Below are 20,791 nucleotides of genomic sequence, written 5' to 3' on the forward strand. Positions count from 1 at the left end.
ATTTAAAAAGTTTATTTTAGCTATAAAACCAACCGAATTTTAAACTCTGAAATCGTATTTATATGAAGAAAAGATATTTTTTATTCCATTTACTTTTGCTTTTCATTACTTATTTGCCTGCACAAACTACTAAAGCAACTAAAGCCATTACCGAAATTTTGCAACGACAAGAGAATGCCTGGAACAATGGAAATTTAGATGATTTTATGTTGGGATATTGGCAGAACGACAGTCTTCAATTTATTGGCAAAAACGGACCTGTGTATGGATATAAAACTACTTTGAAAAATTATAAAAATCATTATAGTACAAAGGCCGCAATGGGACATTTCACAAGTACCATTTTACAAATGAAACCCCTTGGAAAAAAGTTTTACTATGTAACAGGCAAATGGCAGCTGGACAGAACTATAGGTAATGTAGAGGGTTATTATACACTTCTTTTTCAAAAAATAAATGGCCAATGGGTTATTATTTCCGATCACAGTTCTTAATAAGGTTGCCGTATTTTATTACGCCAAAGTCGCTTCACATAAACAATAACCACTATGCCCGTTATCAAAGCCCATATATAAAACAACCAATTTACCAACGAAATATGGGTATTAATTTCTGCCATTCTTAATTTTAAACCCAAGGCCACATTAATAAATAACCAAAGCAGAATAACTGCTATTGTATTCACGATTCTTAAAAAGAAAGCTTTAATTTCTTTATCCATCACCATTATTTTAAACATTAACCTTTGATGCTATGTCATCATTAATCTAAACTTTGGTTAGCAGTTGCAGCCAGTTTCAAAATTCTATCAAACTGAGCCGGGGTTAAATCATTATAAAAGTAATAAATGGGATCAACAGGCTTACCATTTTTATGCACTTCATAATGGCAATGAGGCCCCGTACTTTTACCTGTGCTTCCAACATAGCCAATTACTTCACCCCGCTTTATTAACTGACCCGGATGTGCCTTTACTTTAAACATGTGTCCGTATAAAGTTTGATACCCATACCCGTGATTAATGACTACCTCATTTCCATATCCACCGGTATTAAAACCAGCATTTTGCACCACCCCATCGGCTGTTGCATAAATGGGGGTTCCTAATGGAGCAGCAAAATCCAGCCCAGCGTGAAACTTTGTTACTTTATATACAGGATCAATTCTATATCCAAACCCACTGGCAATTCTGTCTAAATTTTTGTTACTTACAGGTTGTATGGCAGGAATAGCCAATAACAATTTTTCCTTGTTTTTAATCATGTTATTAATATCGTTATAGCTTTTACCCTGATAAGCTACCCGTAAGGTTAAATTGTTCAATTGGTTTTTTATATTATTCACCAGCTCTGTTTCCGTTTGCCCTTCAATTAATTTAATTTCATTTTTGGTTTCCATAATTTTTGTACGGGCACTATCCGGAATGGGAGTTGATTCGAAGATGGTACGATACACATTATTATCCCTATTCTCTAATTCTTGCATTTGTAATTCCAACTGTTTCACTCTTTCTTGAATTAAAGAATAATTTTCAGCCAAATCTTTATTTTGTTGCCTTAATAATTTTTCTTTCGGGCTATCTACAAATTGAAATACCAACAACATCAACAAAAGACCCGTTACTAATGAAGCTGCTATAAAACCAATTACTTGTAAAATTCTTACCCTTAATGGAACCTCAAGTTTTTCAAAACGTAAAGTATGTGTATTATAATAATATTTTATTTTTCGCATATCTAATTTGTTTTTAAACACTGCATTTGTTGCAGTTAGCTGGTTTATACAAGGTACAGCGCATAGAATATTGAATAAATTGTTAAATACTACCTTTCACCACATGAAACGTCTTGCCAAAAATCAATACTGAATTAATTGCAATACGCATTATAAAATGATTCATTAAATACATTAACAAAAAAATGTATTCATGCGCCTGCATATACCAAAAAATTTATTCGTTAAATTTTAGCTATTGGCTACGGTAAGGGTTATGGTTTATACTTACCTTTGACCACTGCCAAACAATTGGCAAAGGTAATTATAAAGATTGCTAAACTTTTAGTAAAATTTAAACGCAATATGTTAACATCGGCTGAAATACGTCAACAATTTTTAGATTTTTTTGCTTCAAAAGGGCACAAAATTGTGCCTTCGGCACCCATTGTTTTAAAAAACGACCCCACTTTATTGTTTACCAATGCGGGAATGAACCAATTTAAAGATGTATTTCTGGGTATTGCCCCCCCGGCAGCCCCTCGTGTGGCCGATACGCAAAAATGTTTACGTGTAAGTGGTAAACACAACGATTTGGAAGAAGTTGGGGTTGATACTTACCACCATACCATGTTTGAAATGCTGGGCAATTGGAGCTTTGGAGATTATTTTAAAACTGAAGCCATTGCCTGGAGTTGGGAATTATTAACTGAGGTTTATAAAATAGATAAAGATCGGCTATATGTTACTGTTTTCAAGGGCGATGAAGCAGAAGGACTACCGGAAGATGTGGAGGCCAAAGCAGAATGGAGTAAATGGATTAGCCCCGAAAGAATATTACCCGGAAATAAAAAAGACAATTTTTGGGAAATGGGCGATACCGGCCCTTGCGGTCCTTGTACAGAAATTCATATTGATTGCAGAAGCAATGAAGAACGCCAAACTACTGATGGTAAATTATTAGTGAATAAAGATCATCCGCAGGTAATTGAAATATGGAATAATGTATTTATACAATACAATCGCTTAAAAAATGGGAAGCTGGAACCTTTGCCGGCAAAACATGTAGATACCGGTATGGGCTTAGAAAGATTAGTGCGGGTTTTACAAAACAAAAACAGCAATTACGATACAGATTTATTTACACCCACTATTCAACTAACAGAAAAAATTACACACCAACAATATAACAATACACAATCTAAACAAGATATAGCTTTTAGAGTAATAGCCGACCATATTCGCGCTATTGGATTTACCATTGCTGATGGACAATTACCCTCGAACAACGGAGCCGGCTATGTTATACGACGTATTTTGCGCAGAGCTGTTCGTTATTATTTTTCGTATTTACAATACAAACAACCCTTACTATTCCAATTACTTCCTTCTTTGGCAAAACAGTTTGAAAATGTTTTTCCTGAATTACAACAACAAATTGACTTTGTAGTAAAAGTAATTAAAGAAGAAGAAGAGGCCTTTTTACGAACACTTGATAAGGGCTTGAAAAAAATGGATGAATTAATGCAGCAAGCCCAGAAAAACAATGCAGTTGTTGATGGGAAAAATGCATTTGAATTGTTTGATACCTATGGCTTCCCTATTGATTTAACTAAATTAATAGCTGCAGAAAATAATTTACAGGTTGATGATGCAGGGTTTGAAGCGGAAATGCAACAACAAAAAAATCGTTCTCGTGCAGCAGCAACTGTTGATGCAGATGATTGGGTAGTTTTACAACCTCAAGCATTTACCGAATTTGTGGGATATGATACATTCAATATTGAAACACAAATTGTACAATACAGAAAAATAAAAACAAAGGGCAAAAATGCTTACCAAATTGTATTAAATGCAACACCTTTTTATGCAGAAAGTGGTGGGCAAGTTGGTGATACAGGTTGGCTTCAATCAGAAAACGAAAGTATTGCTGTAATGGATACCCGTAAAGAAAATAACCAAATTATTCAATTTACAGAAACCTTACCTACTAACATTCATGCGAACTTTACAGCAAACATTGATGTTGAAAGAAGAAAAGCAATAATGGCACACCATACGGCTACCCATTTGTTGCATGCTGCTTTAAGAAAAGTGTTGGGTACGCATGTTGCACAAAAAGGTAGTTTGGTAAACGAACAAAATTTGCGTTTCGACTTTTCGCATTTTGCTAAAGTTACCCCCGAAGAATTAAATACAATAGCCGCTTTGGTAAATGAAAAAATTAGAAGTAATATTCCTGTAGTAATTAAAACACTTCCTAAAGAGGAAGCACTGCAATTGGGCGCTATGGCTTTATTCGGAGAAAAATATGGCGATTTGGTTAGGGTAGTAATTATTGACCCTAATTACTCCATTGAATTGTGTGGAGGAACCCATGTAGCCAATACAGGAGAATTGGGATTATTTACTATTCAGCACGAAACTGCCGTTGCCGCCGGCGTTCGACGCATTGAAGCGGCCTGTGGTATTGCATCTGAAAAATGGGTAATGAATCAATTAGAGCAGCTACAGCAGGCAAAAACATTGCTTAAAAATCCAAAAGATTTATCCAAAGCTATTGAACAGCACATTGAAGAGAATACACAACTAAAAAAACAACTCTCATATTTAGAACAAAAAAATATAGACCAAATAGAAGCAAGTTTACTTCAGCAAGCCATTACCGTAAACGGAACAACATTTATTGGTCAACAAGTAGAAGTGCTACAACCCGACATGTTGAAAAAAATATGTCTTCAGTTAAAAAACAAACTAACCGATTTATATGTAGTTGTTTTAGCTGCTAATATCGCAGGGAAGCCATTTGTAGGGATTCTTGTTTCAGAGAGTTGGATACAGCAGAAACAAATGGATGCTAACCATTTAATTAAAATCCAAATTGCACCCATTATAAAAGGAAGCGGCGGAGGACAAAAAACTTTAGCTACCGCCGGAGGACAAGATGCTAGTAATATTCCCAACATTTTTACTGCAGTTCAGGCCGTTTTATAATTACCAAAATTATTTACTTAGTTAAACCGGTATGCCTTACAGGTCATTACCGGTTTTTTTTATAGGATAGAAGATCTTTTTTTAACATTTCCGAAGCTTTTCGTAATTCAGAAATTGCATTACTTTTGGTCTACTAAATTTTTCGTACACTTAAAATTAGCCGTTATGAATAAAAAAATGTTCATTCTACCCTTATTATTAATGGGAACAACATTTTGTTTGCAAGCACAAACACAACAAAATGAAGACATTGTTATTCACAGAAAAGGGAATCCACAACAAAAAACAACCATTGTTATTGATGGTAAAAACATTACCGTAAACGGCAAACCCGTTGATCAATGGAAAGATGGTTCAGTAGAAATAATGAAAACAGATAGCAGCTACAATATCTTTAATTTAAATAATCTTCAATCAGGATTGGAAAAAATGTTTGGCCAAACAATGCCAAAAGGTGGTGTACAGTTTTTTAGAAGAATGGGGCCAGGTATTAATAATATTACAACCAACAAAGCTAAATTAGGTGTATACACTAACAAAGCTGAAAATACAAAAGGAGTCGTAATTAAAGAGGTAAGTGAAAATTCTCCCGCAGATAAAGCTGGTTTAAAACAAGGCGATATTATTTTGAAAGTAAACAATACAGATATAGAAACCAGCGAAGATTTATATAAAACCATAGGGAAATATAATGCCGGAGATACAATTAATATTACGTATTTACGCGATGGCAAAACCAGCAACACCCAGGCAGTTTTAGAAAAAAATAATTCATTTCAACTCGATAATGAAAATCAATGGGGTATGAGAAATTTTAATTTTTCCATGCCGCCCATGCCCATGAACCCCGATTTTAATTTTATGCCGAACAACAAACCGATGCTTGGCGTACAGATTGAAGAATTAAATGATAATTCAGGTGTGAAAATAAATGAAGTGAACAGCAATTCACCTGCTGAAAAAGCCGGATTGGAAAAGGGCGATATTTTAACACAAATGGATGGTAATGCCGTAAAAAGTATTGAAGATTTAAAACAAGCTTTGAGCAACAAAAACGTAGGTGATTCTGTAGAAATTAGTTATTTACGTAACGGTAAAAAACACAATGCTACTGTAGTTTTCCCTAAACCCATTAAAAAAGCAACTTTATAACAATAACATTCATGCACCCCCAACATAGTAGCTTACAGCCATGCCTTTAAAAGCATGGCTGCGCTATTTTTATGAGTTAACCGATCAATACCCGATAAAATGATACCTTTACGGCAACAATTTTGATGTGTAATTTTTTAAAAGCGAATGGATTATTCAAAATATGAATCTGTAATTGGCCTTGAAGTACATGTGCAATTACAAACTAAAAGTAAGCTATTTTCAAGTGATGCCAACCAATTTGGCCGACATCCCAACACTCAAGTAAATGCTATTACTTTAGCACATCCGGGTACTTTACCTAAAATAAACAAAAAGGCTGTTGAATATGCAGTTAAAATGGGCATAGCTTGCAATTGTAACATTGAATCACTGAACTGCTTTGCCCGAAAAAATTATTTTTATCCAGATTTACCCAAAGGTTATCAAATTTCACAACACACAACACCAATTTGTGTGGGTGGTTATGTTACTATCATTGTTAATGGGGAAGAAAAGCAAATACAATTAAACCGAATTCATTTAGAAGAAGATGCGGGTAAAAGCATTCACGATGCGGTAGATGGATTTACTTGTTTGGATTATAACCGAGCTGGAACTCCACTTATTGAAATTGTTACAGAACCATGCATTCACTCTGCTGAAGAAGCATTTCAATACTTAACTGAAATAAGAAAATTAGTTCGCTGGATTGAAATTAGTGACGGCAATATGGAAGAAGGCAGTTTACGATGCGATGCCAATATTTCAATTCGACCAACAGGTTCTTCAGAATTGGGAACAAAAGTGGAAGTAAAAAATCTAAACTCAATTCGGAATGTTAAAAAAGCCATAGAGCATGAAATAGAGCGAATGATAAAGCTGGTTGAAGAGGGGGGAATGGTTACACAACAAACGCGCAGTTTTGATGCTACTAACGATACCACCTTTGCGATACGTGAAAAAGAAGAGGCAAACGATTATCGCTATTTCCCTGATCCTGATTTAGTTCCCTTTTTCATCAATCAATCGTATATACGGGCTATTGAAAAAAGTTTGCCGGCACTACCTCATGCATTAAAAAGTTCATTTCAAACAAACTATGGCTTAAGTACTTACGATGCGCATCAGTTATGTGAGGATAAGCACACCGCTTTTTATTTCATGGCTACCACTAATTATAGCCGTAATTATAAAGCCATTGCCAACTTTATACTTGGGCCTCTGAAACAACATGTAAATGAACTAGGTATTGATTTTGAAAAACTATCGTTATTTCCTGAAACTTTAGCGGGTGTTATTGCTTTAATTGATGATGGGAAAATTAATTTTTCTACTGCAGCCAATAAACTTTTACCTGCAATTATCAACAACAATAACAATCCAGCACTAACAGCAGAAAAATTAAACTTAATACAAGTTTCTAGCGAGGATGCAATTATTACTTGGGTACAACAAGTAATTAATGCCATGCCGGACAAAGTGAATGAGTACAAAAAAGGGAAAAAGGGTTTAATGGGTTTATTTGTAGGTGAAGTAAAAAAAATTAGTAAAGGCAAAGCAGATCCAAAATTAACCACCAGCACTTTCGAAAAAATTTTAAATCAGCAATAGTGTATCATTCAAACACAGCAATCACTAAACAATTATTTATGAAACAATTTTTATCCGTTGTTATTTTGGGTATGGCGTTAATAGCTTGCCAACAAAAAAAATATGGTGCTTTTATTGTAAGTGGTAGAATTCAAAATTCACCTTCCAATAAAATTTTATTGGAATCATTGCCTTTTGGAGCCCAACAACCGGTTGTGGTTGATTCAACTACGTTGGCATCAAACGGCAATTTTGAATTAAGAGGAACCGCAAGTGCAGAAGGTTTATATTTATTAGCCATTGATAATGGTCCACAAATTCTATTTATCAATGATAGTAAGGATATTAAAGTTGAGATGGATGCACACAATTACAAAGCTTATACCACTAAAGGTTCAGCCGCATCAACTGCATTACATCAATTTTTAGAAGCATACAGCAACAAATTTGGCCCATTAGCAGATGCCTATTTACAAGCAGATTCTTTGCAAAATATCCCTCATCCTGACAGTGCCTTAATAGCTTCTGTTAATTTACGAAAAGAAACGCTCTTAAATAATTTCAACAACTTTTTAGCACAAACCATTAAAGAATCTAACAGTGCTGCCTTTACGTATTATGTAATTGGTAAAGCATTTAAAACTATGCAACCGGATGCTATTAAACAATTGGTAGATGCATCTGCTAATAAATTTAAAGATAATGCAGGCATACAAAGGTTGCAGGAAATCATCAATGCACAAATGGCCTCCGATCCAAAAGTTGCTTTATTAAACAAACCGGCTCCCAACTTTACTATAGCAGATACTTCCGGCAAAATGGTATCACTCAATAATTTTAAAGGCAAGTATGTTTTAGTTGATTTTTGGGCCAGCTGGTGCAGTCCTTGCAGACATGAGAATCCTAATGTAGTTGCTGCTTATAATAAGTTTAAAGATAAGAATTTTACCATATTAGGTGTTTCATTAGATAATGATAAATCAGCGTGGTTAAAAGCCATACACGATGATAAGTTAACTTGGACACAGGTAAGTGATTTAAAGCAATGGCAAAGCAGTGTGGTTGATTTGTATAAAATAAGCGGTATACCTTTTAATGTGTTGGTGAATCCTCAAGGAATAATAATTGGTGTGGAATTAAGGGGTCAAGAATTACAAGATAAGTTAGCTGAGGTGTTGAAGTAGTATTAAATATTGAGATAAAGCAATGAAAGTTTATGCTTCGAAAAATTACAGCTAGAATAAATTCAACAAATATAAATTTAAGATTTAAATGAAGAAGCTAGCATAAAGAATAAACCAGTTATAACCCTGCAAAATATTCAATTTAAGACTGCATTTTTGATGTACAAACAAAGCTTTAATCCATCATATAAAAAATGCATAAATAAAATAAAAGGGAGGTTTTCGTATTAAAGAAAACCTCCTTTGCTTATTAAATAAGTTGTTAAACTATCGTGCTAACACAGTGGTAAAGTTACCAAAGCTACCTGCACTTACCGTCAACTTATATTGGAAAGTAAAGGTATTGTCACAAGAAGAAAATGTTCCAGTTCCATTAGGAGCTACTGATAATGCACCGTACCCATAAAAGTTTGAATTAGAGATAACCTGTGTCGGAACGGTAGTTTTAAAGTTAGCAGGATCAGTCCAATCCAAATTAACGGTAATATTATTAATGGGATAAGGAGCAATTTCCTCATAAGAGAAATTTGCAATAACCATAGTTGCAGTAGTCGCAGAAGTTGGTGTAATACTTAATATTTGCGCTGTATAAGGACCATAAGATCCGGTATTATCAATATCCTGGCTATTATTGTAGTTACCTAAGAATGAATTAGGTACAACAGTACAATATTTACGCATTACTAACTTGTAAGTATTATTATAATCAGAAGGAGGAATATCCCCACCTGAAATTTTAAATACCAAAGTATCTACCCTATTTCCTGAAAATCCAGAAAATAATCCATAAACAGGTAAAGAATCTAATGCTTTACCTGGGCCAATTTGTACTGAAGTAGAGGGTAAATTATATTGTACACCTGCTGCTGCATTGGTTGGAGAAGTAACACTTACTGTAATGGTACGAGTTGTATTAGTAACATTCGTGGTTCCTACCGGTATTTTGAATACAGAGTTTGGATCATTCATAACAAAATAAGAACCATCTGTTTTGTTACTAAAAGTAGCTTGCGCCGGAGGTGTAATAGTAGGGTAAGGATTATTTTTATTGCATGCTACAAATGAAGCACTTGCAAACAAAATACCCATAAACAATTGAATTTTATGATTGATTTTCATACTAAATTATTTTAATTTTTCAATTAATTATAGCCTGGGTTTTGCTTCATGTTAGGATTCGCCAATAATTCATATTGAGGGATTGGCCAAGTAAAACGATAATCACCATTAGGTAAAGTTTGCCAAGTAGTACTGGTTACATCAGTAGCACCGCGTTGTACAGGTAAGTTATTACGTTTCAAATCAAAAAATCTGAAGCCTTCAAAACAAAGCTCTTTAAATCGTTCATCTAAAACGGCATTCACCAAATCAGAAGCTGATGTAAAAGTTTGATTAGTATACCCTGTAATACGCTGAGCACGAAGTGCATTTAAATCAGCAGCACCCAAAACCAAATTAGGGGTAGCTTGTCTAGCATAAGCTTCTGCACGAATTAAATACATTTCTGAAATACGACAAGGTTTCATATCTACAGCGCGACCACCACGAGACGAAGTGTAGTATTTATTTAAGTAAGTTTTACCTGAACCCGTAGCTATATATGCAGCTTTACGAATATCTGAACTAAGATATGAATTCACTAATTTGTCTGAAGGAGATATGTACACTAATCCACCTGTAGTAGTCCATAAACCACCCACAGCAGTGCTATTAGCATAACGAATTCTAAATAATGTTTCATTGTTATTCGCATCAGTCCAAATACCGGAAAAGGCTGTACCTGTTACTAATGGCTTTACATTTGAATTAATTACAGAAGTGGCATATGATATTGCATTAGCATAATCACCCTTAAACAAAGCTACTCTTGCTCTATATGCATTAATATTCACCTGATTCATTACTGTATCAGTAAATGTAGAAGAAGTAACTGCAGGTAAAAGTGCATAAGCATCACTTAAATCCTTCTCAATTTGAGCAATTGATTCTGCAACGGTATTACGTGCAGGCCTTGCTGTAGGATCAGAAACCAACATCAATGCAATGCCCATGGGATCAGTTGGATCATAGGCTTTGCAATAGGCTTGTAATAAACTAAAATGTGAAATACCACGTAATGCCAATAACTGACCCTTTAAAATATTACGGCGAGGTTCTTCGGCTGGAGTTGCAATTACATTAGGTAGTTTTGCTAATGTTCTGTTTACTTGATCAATTAAGTAATAAAATCCACCATATGCAGCAGTAACATCACCACCGGTAGTTCCATCGGCACTAAATTGGTAGCGAAAAGTTAAGGCACCTTGCCCTGAGTTATCTACACCTAATTTCGCCTCATCGGAAACTAAAGCATTTGCATAAATTATGTTCAAATAAGTACCGTATCGACCATACGCTTCATTGGTAGCCAATTGTGCATCGTTAATAGTTCTAAATGCATTAACATCAGTAAATTGGTCGGTCGGTAACAGATTTAACTGTTTGGAGCAGCTACTAAATAAAATAGCAGCTATTGCAAACAACGTTAATATATTTATTTTTTTCATATTAAATTCATTTTTCAATTAAAAAGTTACATTCAAACCTGCAGTAAGAGCACGGGGATTGGGATATTCACTTAGGTTTATATTAGACGGTCCAGCTTCTGGATCCATTCCTCTCCAATGAGTCCAAATGAATAAGTTACTACCTTGCACATAAAAGGTAGCTTTAGAGATAAACTTAATTTTTTGAACAGTTGACTCCGGTAGTTTATAAGTAATCATTAAATCACGGAAGCGAAGGAATGATGCATCGTGAATAATTTTAGATGAAAAATTTGTTGAATATAAAGGACTAGGAGTAGTAGCAATGTCTCCGGGTTTTTTCCAAAAATTCAAACTGCTAGATTGATTATATCCACCAGATAAAAATCCAACCGGATTTTCAACAAAATATTCTAAGTTATCTACTTTAGTTGCGCCTTGTTGCCAACTAAACAATATAGAAACACCAAAATTTTTATAATTTAAATTAGTGCCAAAACCTCCTTTCCAAGGTGCTTCCCATGTTCCAAATTCCTGTACTTTGTTATTGGCGCTATAAACGGGTGTAATCTTACCACTTAAATCATAGTATAAAGGTGCACCACTTGAAGCGTCAACTCCTGCCCATTTAACTTCAAAATGAGAGCCTAAAGGTTTACCTACTGTAACTAAGGATGTACCTACAGTATAAGAATTTAATCCTCCTAAGCTTAACACATTATTTTTGTTATAAGCAGCTTTACCATTAATAGTCCATGTAAAATCTTTACTTTTAACTACGTCATAACTAATGTCAAGTTCAATTCCTTTGTTTTGTAATACGCCCCCATTTACTAAAATACTGTAACCCCCCGCTTCAGCACTTAATTGTTTTTGCACAAATAAGTTTTTGGTTCTTTTATCATACACATCAATACTACCATATAAACGTTTATTAAATAAAGAGAAATCTGTACCAATATTTAGCTGATAGGTGGTTTCCCAAGTTAATAAAGGATTTCCTACATTACTTACATATAAAGTAGTTAAACCGGCATAGTTGCCATTTGCTGCATAAGTTGGGAAATAACCATAATCACCATATCCTGATGGGAAGTTATCGTTATCACCAGAACCTCCATAGCTGGCACGGAGCCTCCATTCATTCAGCCAACGAGTATTCATTAAAAAGTTTTCTTTACCTATATTCCAAATACCACTAACAGAATAGAATGAAGTCCATCTGTTATTTGAAGGTAATTTGGAAGAACCATCATAACGGAATGAACCTGAAACAGTATATTTATCATTTAAAGTATAAGTACCCATAGCCAAACCAGAGGTTAAGGCATTTTGAGATTTTCCACCACCAACATTCGCATATAGTTGATTATCGGCATTGCCTTGAGTAATAGCAGCAGGGGTATTTGGTGTTCTGGGGTCAATACCATATCCGGTTAAACTAAATGATTTCACAGCCTGTGTTAAATATTCACCATACACACCAAAACTCACTTTATGCTTATCTCTAAAAATGTTGGAATAATTGATAGATGGACGAACATCTGCCTGGAAGAACCTAGCTAAACTTTCACTTTGAAATCCAGCCTTGCCAGTAGGGGTAGTAGAAGTTAATCTAATAAAGGCCAATTGGCTACCATAATTCGTGCCCTGAGTTTCTCTAAAGTCAATACCAGTGGTTAATGATGCTACTACATTCTTCATAATTTTATAGGATGTAGTAGTCCCTAATACTGCTTTTAATTGGTCATTATAATTTCTATCCCAATATGTTAAATCTAACTGATTGGCTCCAACAAAACTAGTTCCAACCCCTGTTGCGTAAGTACCATCAGGCTTATAAACTAGTGCATATGGAGTAGTGATATTTACAGCCAAAAAAGGATTTCCCGTGCTATTTGTAACAGTGCTTTGTTGAAAATTACGACGAACATAAGATAAGCTACTTGATAAAGAGAAAGATAATTTGTCATCAGCATAATCAACATTATTCCTTAATGAAACTCTCTTCATGTCAGTACGCGGGGTTGTACCAGTTTCATTGTACAATTCTAAACTGCTATAAATACGAGTTTTACCTGCACCACCTGATAAAACCAACTGATGATTGCTGAATGGACCATTTCTAAACATATAATCAGCCCAGTTGGTGTTGATTTTAGATATGGAATCTAAAGTTTGATTTGCGGCCGCTTGTTGTGCGGGTGTTAATGTTGCATAACGAGGATTAACAGGAGAATAATACCATCCTGGTATTGCAATTCCGCCACCTGCAATTTTTCCATAATCTTCCTGAGCTTTCAATAACTCTGCAGTTGTCATAGGTCTAAAACCAAATTCAGGCTTTGATTTAATACCCATTTGAGCATTATATGACAATCTCATTTTTCCGGCCACGCCTCTTTTAGTGGTAATTACAATTACACCGGCAGAACCTCTAGAACCATACAAAGCTGCGGCTGCTGCATCTTTCAAAATGTCTACTGTTAAGAAGTCGTTCGGATTTAGACCCTGAAACACACTTGCTTCAACAGGTATACCATCTACTATGTATAAAGGAGTTGACCCACCCGCAATTGAAGTGGTACCTCTAATAATTACATTAGTGGCATTACCCGGCTGTCCACTTTGTGTTAATGCTAATAAACCAGGTACTTGTCCTTGAAACAATTGGTCGAAAGAACCAACAGGTCTATCTTCTATATTTTTTTGAGTAATGCTGGATACAGCTCCTGCGTATTCAGATTTCTTTTGTTTAGCGATACCAGTTGATACGACTACCTCATTCAATTCATCGTTTTTACTTTCTAACCTAACATCAATAGTATTTTTGTTTGAGATGTTAATTTCCCTAGAAAGAAAATTTAAAGAGGAAATGACAATAAACTTAGTAGTAGGAGCAACATTGGTCAAGGTAAAATTACCTTCCGCATCGGTAGTAGTTCCTTTTGTAGTTCCTTTTACCACAACAGAAGCTCGTTCAATGGGTTTACCATTTTCATCTAACACCGTGCCATGTATGGTACGATTTTGTGCCCACAATTGACCCACAGTCAACAATGCACACATGAGAAGCATTAGCAGTTTTCTCATAATTCCCTGTGTTTTAGTTTTAAAAAAGTTAAAAAGGATTTCAAATATAAGTTAATGAAACATTAAAGACATAAATTTTTAATAAAAAGTTGCAATAAAATTTATTTTACATTAAAAAATTGTTCTTAAAATTAATTTTAAATAAAAAAGCTTGATTTTTTTTGAAATTTTCAAAAAAATCAAGCTTTAACTATTGTATTATTCAGGATATTCTTAAAAAATTTTCACCCAAATTAATTATCGGTACATAAGTTGTTTAATGCCAATTCATTAGCTGAAATTGGCCAAATGTATCCAACATCATTGGGGCCTTTAGATTGTGCACTACCTTTAGCAGGAATAGTTTGTAACAAACGCATTAAATCATTATTACGTAACCCTTCCCCTAAAAACTCAATTCTTCTTTCTTTCAAAATGGCATTAATTAAATCATTAGCAGAAGCAAAGCTGGCAACTGTATAAGTAGTAGCAGCATCTGATCGGTTACGCACTGCATTTAACAATGCAACTGCTTGAGGATCAATAGTATTATTACTGCGTACCCTTGCCTCAGCAAGATTTAATAGTACTTCAGAATATCGAATTACGGGCACATAATCGGTATAGGGGCTTGGCGCTTTATACTTATTTAACCAATATTTCACTGATGCGCCAGAGCCAGATTGAAGTATAAATGTTCTTCTTGCATCAGTGGGTAACCAAGTCGGATCGGCAATAATCCCATTTACATTTAATGAATATTCTCCATTACCAACTCCACCTGATGCAGCAACAGGGGTATAATAATATGCCAATTGATTTTGGGTACCAGGATTATCACCGGCAGTAGATGTCATGGGCATAGACAATATAGATTCTGTTGTTGTGTAAGGCGTTTTAAAAACTTGGGTAATGTCAGCTTGTAATGCATTAGCTACTCCTGAAGTGGCAGTAAATGGGGCATTGGCTGAAACAATTTTATTGGCTTCTGTAATAACAGCGGAATAGTTTTGCATGCTTAAATAAACCCTAGTTTTCAAAGCAATAGCAGTATTGCGGTGGGCACGGGTCGTGTTGTTATAAGCACTACTGTAGCTCAATGGTAAACCGGCTTCAGCATCATTCAAATCTTTTATCACTTGTGCATAAACATCAGCAACTGTGCTACGGGCCAGGTTTGACTGACCGGCACCTTTAATACCTGTTAACCTAAGTGGCAAACCGGGTTTGCTGCCATTACCATCTGCATAAGGACGAGCATAATATTGTAATAATGAATAATAACAAAGCGCCCTAATTAATTTAGCCTCAGCTATATAATTTGCTGATAGTGTTGGCCCGGCAATAGTGGAACCGCCTGCATTCATTCCATCAATAAATATATTACAACTATTAATGGTATAATAAGCTTGTGCCCATAAGTTAACTACAGCTGTAGCGCTATTGGTTGGGTTTAAAGCCCACACATCGGAACCGGTAACCAGGTTACTGGTTTGGTTTATAAAATCCTCACCACGTATGTCTCCATAAATTACATAGCGACCTCCATATAAATTACCATTTTTTAAAGCACCATATAGCCCCAATACAGAAGCCTGAATACGGCTCAAAGTACTAAAAGCTGAGGCATCGGAAATAGAGGTTTGAGGAACAGGATTTAATAAATTACGTTGGCAGGAAGCAAACAGTAAGCTTGCTCCAAGTGCCATAACTGATAGATATTTATATTTTTTCATTGCAAATTCAATTTTGTTGTGAATGAAATTAGAAACCAACATTTAACCCTACAGTAATAGTGCGTGCATTACCCGCTGTATTTCTGTCAACACCTTGTGCTGTAGCAGAGTTTCCATTTGAAGATACCTCTGGATCAGGACCAGGATATTTAGTAATAATGGCTAAATTCTGACCACTTACATATACTCTTAATCTGCTAATTTTTGCACGAGATAATACACTCTGAGGAATATTATATCCTACAGAAAGGTTTCTCAATTTTACAAAGTTTCCTTTGAAAACATTGATATCTAATGGTATAGCTGATCCATTAGAAACATTATCGCCGAATACAGGTTTAGCATATAGTTTATTAGCATCACCTTTGTTCTGCCATGCTTGAGTTAACATGTCAGTTGCATTATTCCAAAAGCGTTGGTCATGTAATCCGGCATTGGTTCCATAATACACGTAAAAACCAAGTTGGTAAGTAAACATCACATTTAAATCGAAGTTTTTGTAACGGAAATCGTTATTCCAACCTCCATATTGCTTAGGTTGAACATTGCCATACATTACAGCATCATTAGCCTGAGAAATAGAGGTAGCACCGGTTGGCCCAACATATTTTGTACCATCTGCATTAGAATAGTTAAATTGTCCGGAAGGAGCATAGTATTGATAATATACTTTATTGCCTTGAGCATTTAAGAAAATTCTTCTACCAGTTTGAGGATCAACACCGGCAGTTCTTACTACCCACAAATAACCAGCTGCATAACCGGGGGCAGTTCTGTTTACTGTTTCTAAGCTAGAAGTTGAGGTTTGAATATTCGTTAAACCAGGTGCCAAAGCTGTAACTTGATTCGTATTGAAACTAATATTAAAGTTAGAATTCCAACTGAAATTTTTAGTTTCAATAATACGAGCATTCAAATCAATCTCCAGTCCTTTATTGAACATAGAACCAATGTTTTGCGGAGGATTAGAGGGCAATCCTGCAGAAGGTGCTTGAGCCACATTTAATATTAAACCATCTATATTATTGCGATAATAGGCTACTTCAGCACTCAAGCGATCTCTTAACACAGAAAATGAAACCCCAACATCGGTTTTTTTGCTGGTTTCCCATTGTAATGTTGGGTTTCCAACCGTATTAAAGGTTAAAGTAGAAGCTCCTCCATATAAACCTGAAGCGAAAGTAGAATATGGCGTATAATCGCCAATGCCCGCAATATTTCCTACTTTACCATAGCTTCCTCTAATACTAAAGCTGTTGAAAATATGATCTAGCTTGGCTGCACTCCAAAAATTTTCTTTAGAAATATCCCATCTACCGGATACACCCCAGAAAGTACCTTTTTTAACTCCTAAGGCTGAGTATTCATCTTGACGTAAGTTACCGCTGATAAAATACTTCTTATTATAATCATAATTTAAACGACTGAATTTAGACAGTAGGTAATTTTCACCGTAACCCATTGCGGTAGCATTATTATTTATCCAGCCAGCTTGAATTAAATTATAGTTAGGGTCTGATAGACCTTGACGATTAATTCCATAGGATAATGAAGTTCTACGAGTTTGCTCTGTACCAGCCAATAAACTTACATTATGCTTTTTAGCAAATGTATAATCAAATTGAGCGGTATTGGTCCATACCCAGGTTTTATACTTTCCAAAGATTGCTGTGGCATATCCATTATAGCTATAACCATCGCCAGTAACCGGTGACCAGAATAAATCGTTATCAATATTCAAATAATCAATACCATATGTGCTACGTAAAGTAATCCAGCTAAGTGGCTTTAGTTGTAAATAAGCATTTGATTGAATGTGGTTAATTTCATTATTGGAACGATTCAAATCTAATAATGGTACCGGGTTATAATAAGGTACAGAAGTTCCAACAATGTTAGCATAGCCAATACTTGCTCCATTAATGTTGTATGAACCATCAGTATTATAAGGAGAAATACTTGGGGGTAATACCAATGCTAAACGACCTAAACCACCTGTATTAAAAGCTTCGCCACTCAAAGAACCAGAAGAGGTAGCTGCTAGATTTTTTTCATCAGAATAAGATATTTTACCACCTACAGTAATTACTTTATTCACGCGGCTATCTACGTTAAATAATACATTCAAGCGATCAAAATTATTTTTACGGATAATACCTTGTTGTGCGGTATATCCTGCAGAAAAATAATAAGTAGTATTTTCTGATCCGCCGGACACACTTACATTGTGATTTTGTGAAATACCCTGACGGTAAACATAATCATTCCAATTGGTGTTTACTGGTGCACCATTTGCTCCATTGGCAATATTAAACTGAACAGCAGATTGTGTTGGGTTATTGGCTACAGCTGCATTTTTAAAGTTGGTGTATTGCTGAGCATTCATCATGGAGGGTAAGCGGAAAGGGTTGCTAAAACCAACCCAACCATCATAGTTTACTTTGGCTTTTCCTGCTTTCCCTTTTTTGGTAGTGATAAATACTACTCCATTCGCAGCGCGGCTTCCGTAAATAGCAGTTGCAGCCGCATCTTTAGCAACATCAATACTTTCAATATCATTTGGGTTAATGCTAGCTAATGGATTTGCAGCAGCATTTGTTGAACTATAATCACCTGTAAAACTAGGCACACCGTCAACTACAATTAAAGGATAGGAACTCAAGGAAATAGAATTGGTTCCTCTAATTCTAAATACTGGAGGTGCATTCAATACGCCATTTGGTACAGTAATTTGTACCCCTGGAGCACGACCGGCAATACCTGCTTCAAAACTCTGAATAGGTTTGTCAGCTACTACTGCCCCTTTAATAACGGCAAGGTTACCAGTTACTTCTTTCTTCTTCTGAACACCATAACCAACTACTACCACTTCAGAAAGATCGCGACTAGTGGAAGATAGGGAAACATTGATTTGCGTTTTGTTTCCAAGTGGAACAAATTGCTCGTCCAACCCCACGTGGCTAAATTGCAATCCACGAGTTTTTTCGGGAACATGGATGGTAAAATGGCCGGAAGCATCAGAAACAGTAGAGGCTAAAACTTTCCTGTCGGGGCCAAGAGCATTAATAGAAACTCCGGCTATGGAAGCCCCTTTATCGTCAGTAACAGTACCGGTAATTGTGCGAGTTTGTGCCAATAATTGGAGGGAAACCATTATTAAGCACAAGAGCAACCAGAATGATTTTCTCATGAACGTTTAGTTTTGGGTTAAAAAAATAAAAAATTAAGTAGCAATTTAACTAAAAAGTATTATTGGCAATATTTTTCATTAAAAAGTTGCATAAAAAATAAAAAAAGGCCAAAATTTAATTTGACCTTTTAAAAAATAAATTAAAACCCATTAATACCCATTATTTTGAGCAATGTTTGGATTTACTAAAACCTCATCTTTAGGAATTGGAAAGATTATATTTAAAGTTGTAGGTGTAACTGTAATACTTTGAATAATGGCATTGGAAGCGTCTTGCGCTTGCGGTTTTACAAAAGAACGCTGTAAACGATAGAAATCCCAAAATCGATATCCTTCCCAAGCCAATTCTTTTCCTCTTTCAGTTAAAATATCCTCTAAAATTTGGGGTCCTGTCGAATTATATCCTGCGAAAACAGGATCACGTTGCATAGCAACCATATTCAAGTATTTCAATGCATTGATAGGATCGTTTAAGTTATAATAAGCCTCTGATAAAATTAAAAGTACTTCTGCATAACGTACAATTTTCACATCATCATAATTTATAGGATCAATGGGATATTTTGTGATATAGTATGCAATACCTAATTGACCGGAACGAGTACTAGGGTTATATAACTGACGCCTTACATCAGTGAGACTATGCGAATTATAAAAATCTTGTGTAGCTAATATATCTCCATAACTTCCAATGGGTTTAGGCACATACAAATTTGCAAGTGTACCGTCTGCTACACTATTATTTGCGTCTGAAGTAACTTCAAACATGGTTTCAACTCTGTCCGTTCTAGGTGTAGTTCCTTTCCAGTAGTTAACCAAGCCGGTGCTAGGAACTAATGTAAAACCTCCATTATTTACCACATCTAAAGCTGCATTTTTGGCATTTGCCCAGTCGCCCATATGCTGATATACTTTCGCTAACAACCCGGAAATAGCATATTTAGAGCAAAAGGAGGAATTAACTGAACGAGACTGACCCGTACTTTGAAAAGTCATGGTTGTTCCTTGATTAAACTTGGCTAATGAATAAGCTTTATTTAAATCGGCAATTGCCTGAGCATATACATCTTTAATTGAACTTCTGGCAGGTTTTGCGTTTTGATCAAAAGATAATACAATAGGCACTCCCGGTCCATTAGGGTCTTTTGCATAAGGTAAAGCATAATTTCTGCATAAATCAAAATATACCATTCCTCTTATAGCATAGGCTTCTGAAAATAACTGGCTAATATTATCATTAGTTATGGCTAAACCGGAATTAATAATAAGATTGGCGTTTTTAATTGCTTGATAGGCATTAAACCAAATATTACTTGCATAACCATCTGTAACAACCATGTTGTACAAATTGAAGCCGGTATAACGTCCAGAGTTTTGACTGGAAAGAAAGGCATGGTCTGCCATCAAGTCACCTTTCACGGCAAAAGTTCTACCGTAAAAATCTGTAGCTCTTAAAGAAGCATACAAACCATTTACAGCTGCATTCAAATCGGCCTCCGATTTTATAGCATCACTTAAAACAGAAGCATTATAAGGTTTTAAATCTAAAAAACTTTTTTGGCATGATGCGAAAAGTAAAATGCCAAATAAAAGACCAAGTTTATGAGATTGATGATTTATAAAATATTTTTTCATTGCGTAAAATTTTAAAAT

Annotated in this window: 13 protein-coding genes; 5 read left to right on the forward strand and 8 right to left on the reverse strand. The window is 35.3% G+C overall.

Annotated features, from left to right (window positions below; all coding sequences use genetic code 11):
- Positions 1–62 precede the first annotated feature (62 nt).
- On the forward strand, positions 63–494 hold the full coding sequence (locus ACP5P5_RS03545; RefSeq protein WP_428284734.1) for a YybH family protein: 432 nt from the start codon (positions 63–65) through the stop codon (positions 492–494).
- On the opposite strand, the gene ACP5P5_RS03550 is transcribed toward ACP5P5_RS03545, so the two are convergent.
- Both ACP5P5_RS03550 and ACP5P5_RS03555 read right to left on the reverse strand, forming a co-directional pair.
- Positions 491–721, reverse strand: coding sequence for a hypothetical protein (locus tag ACP5P5_RS03550; protein WP_428284735.1), 231 nt, complete (start codon positions 719–721; stop codon positions 491–493). The genes ACP5P5_RS03545 and ACP5P5_RS03550 overlap by 4 nt on opposite strands.
- 41 nt (positions 722–762) lie before the next feature.
- Positions 763–1,734 (reverse strand): peptidoglycan DD-metalloendopeptidase family protein, encoded by a 972-nt coding sequence (locus ACP5P5_RS03555; protein WP_428284736.1) that lies wholly within the window; start codon positions 1,732–1,734, stop codon positions 763–765.
- A gap of 345 nt (positions 1,735–2,079) precedes the next feature.
- On the opposite strand from ACP5P5_RS03555, the gene alaS reads away from it, so the two are divergent.
- The 4 genes from alaS (at position 2,080) to ACP5P5_RS03575 (ending at position 8,615) form a co-directional block, all read left to right on the forward strand.
- Complete coding sequence (gene alaS, locus ACP5P5_RS03560; RefSeq protein WP_428284737.1) at positions 2,080–4,707, forward strand: alanine--tRNA ligase; 2,628 nt, start codon at positions 2,080–2,082, stop codon at positions 4,705–4,707.
- A gap of 165 nt (positions 4,708–4,872) precedes the next feature.
- Positions 4,873–5,859, forward strand: a complete 987-nt coding sequence (locus tag ACP5P5_RS03565; RefSeq protein ID WP_428284738.1) for a PDZ domain-containing protein — start codon at positions 4,873–4,875, stop codon at positions 5,857–5,859.
- 147 nt (positions 5,860–6,006) lie between these two features.
- Complete coding sequence (gatB, locus tag ACP5P5_RS03570; RefSeq protein ID WP_428284739.1) at positions 6,007–7,452, forward strand: Asp-tRNA(Asn)/Glu-tRNA(Gln) amidotransferase subunit GatB; 1,446 nt, start codon at positions 6,007–6,009, stop codon at positions 7,450–7,452.
- A 38-nt stretch (positions 7,453–7,490) separates the two neighbouring features.
- Complete coding sequence (locus ACP5P5_RS03575) at positions 7,491–8,615, forward strand: redoxin domain-containing protein (protein WP_428284740.1); 1,125 nt, start codon at positions 7,491–7,493, stop codon at positions 8,613–8,615.
- A 267-nt stretch (positions 8,616–8,882) separates the two neighbouring features.
- On the opposite strand, the gene ACP5P5_RS03580 is transcribed toward ACP5P5_RS03575, so the two are convergent.
- The 6 genes from ACP5P5_RS03580 to ACP5P5_RS03605 all read right to left on the reverse strand — a co-directional run bounded on the left by ACP5P5_RS03580 (position 8,883) and on the right by ACP5P5_RS03605 (position 20,773).
- The gene (locus tag ACP5P5_RS03580) at positions 8,883–9,734 is read right to left on the reverse strand and encodes a hypothetical protein (RefSeq protein WP_428284741.1); all 852 of its coding nucleotides are present in this window, start codon (positions 9,732–9,734) and stop codon (positions 8,883–8,885) included.
- A 23-nt stretch (positions 9,735–9,757) separates the two neighbouring features.
- Entirely contained in the window at positions 9,758–11,161 is a 1,404-nt protein-coding gene (locus ACP5P5_RS03585) for a RagB/SusD family nutrient uptake outer membrane protein (protein ID WP_428284742.1), read from the reverse strand.
- Between the two features lie 18 nt (positions 11,162–11,179).
- Positions 11,180–14,233 carry a SusC/RagA family TonB-linked outer membrane protein gene (locus ACP5P5_RS03590; RefSeq protein WP_428284743.1) on the reverse strand — a complete coding sequence of 1,018 codons (3,054 nt, stop codon included), beginning with the start codon at positions 14,231–14,233 and terminating at the stop codon, positions 11,180–11,182.
- A 233-nt stretch (positions 14,234–14,466) separates the two neighbouring features.
- Complete coding sequence (locus ACP5P5_RS03595; protein ID WP_428284744.1) at positions 14,467–15,948, reverse strand: RagB/SusD family nutrient uptake outer membrane protein; 1,482 nt, start codon at positions 15,946–15,948, stop codon at positions 14,467–14,469.
- Positions 15,949–15,976: 28 nt separating this feature from the next.
- Complete coding sequence (locus tag ACP5P5_RS03600) at positions 15,977–19,138, reverse strand: SusC/RagA family TonB-linked outer membrane protein (RefSeq protein WP_428284745.1); 3,162 nt, start codon at positions 19,136–19,138, stop codon at positions 15,977–15,979.
- 150 nt (positions 19,139–19,288) lie between these two features.
- On the reverse strand, positions 19,289–20,773 hold the full coding sequence (locus ACP5P5_RS03605; RefSeq protein ID WP_428284746.1) for a RagB/SusD family nutrient uptake outer membrane protein: 1,485 nt from the start codon (positions 20,771–20,773) through the stop codon (positions 19,289–19,291).
- Positions 20,774–20,791: the final 18 nt, after the last annotated feature.

Origin of the sequence: Hydrotalea sp. (genome assembly GCF_049968455.1) — a bacterium.
Lineage (GTDB): Bacteria > Bacteroidota > Bacteroidia > Chitinophagales > Chitinophagaceae > Hydrotalea.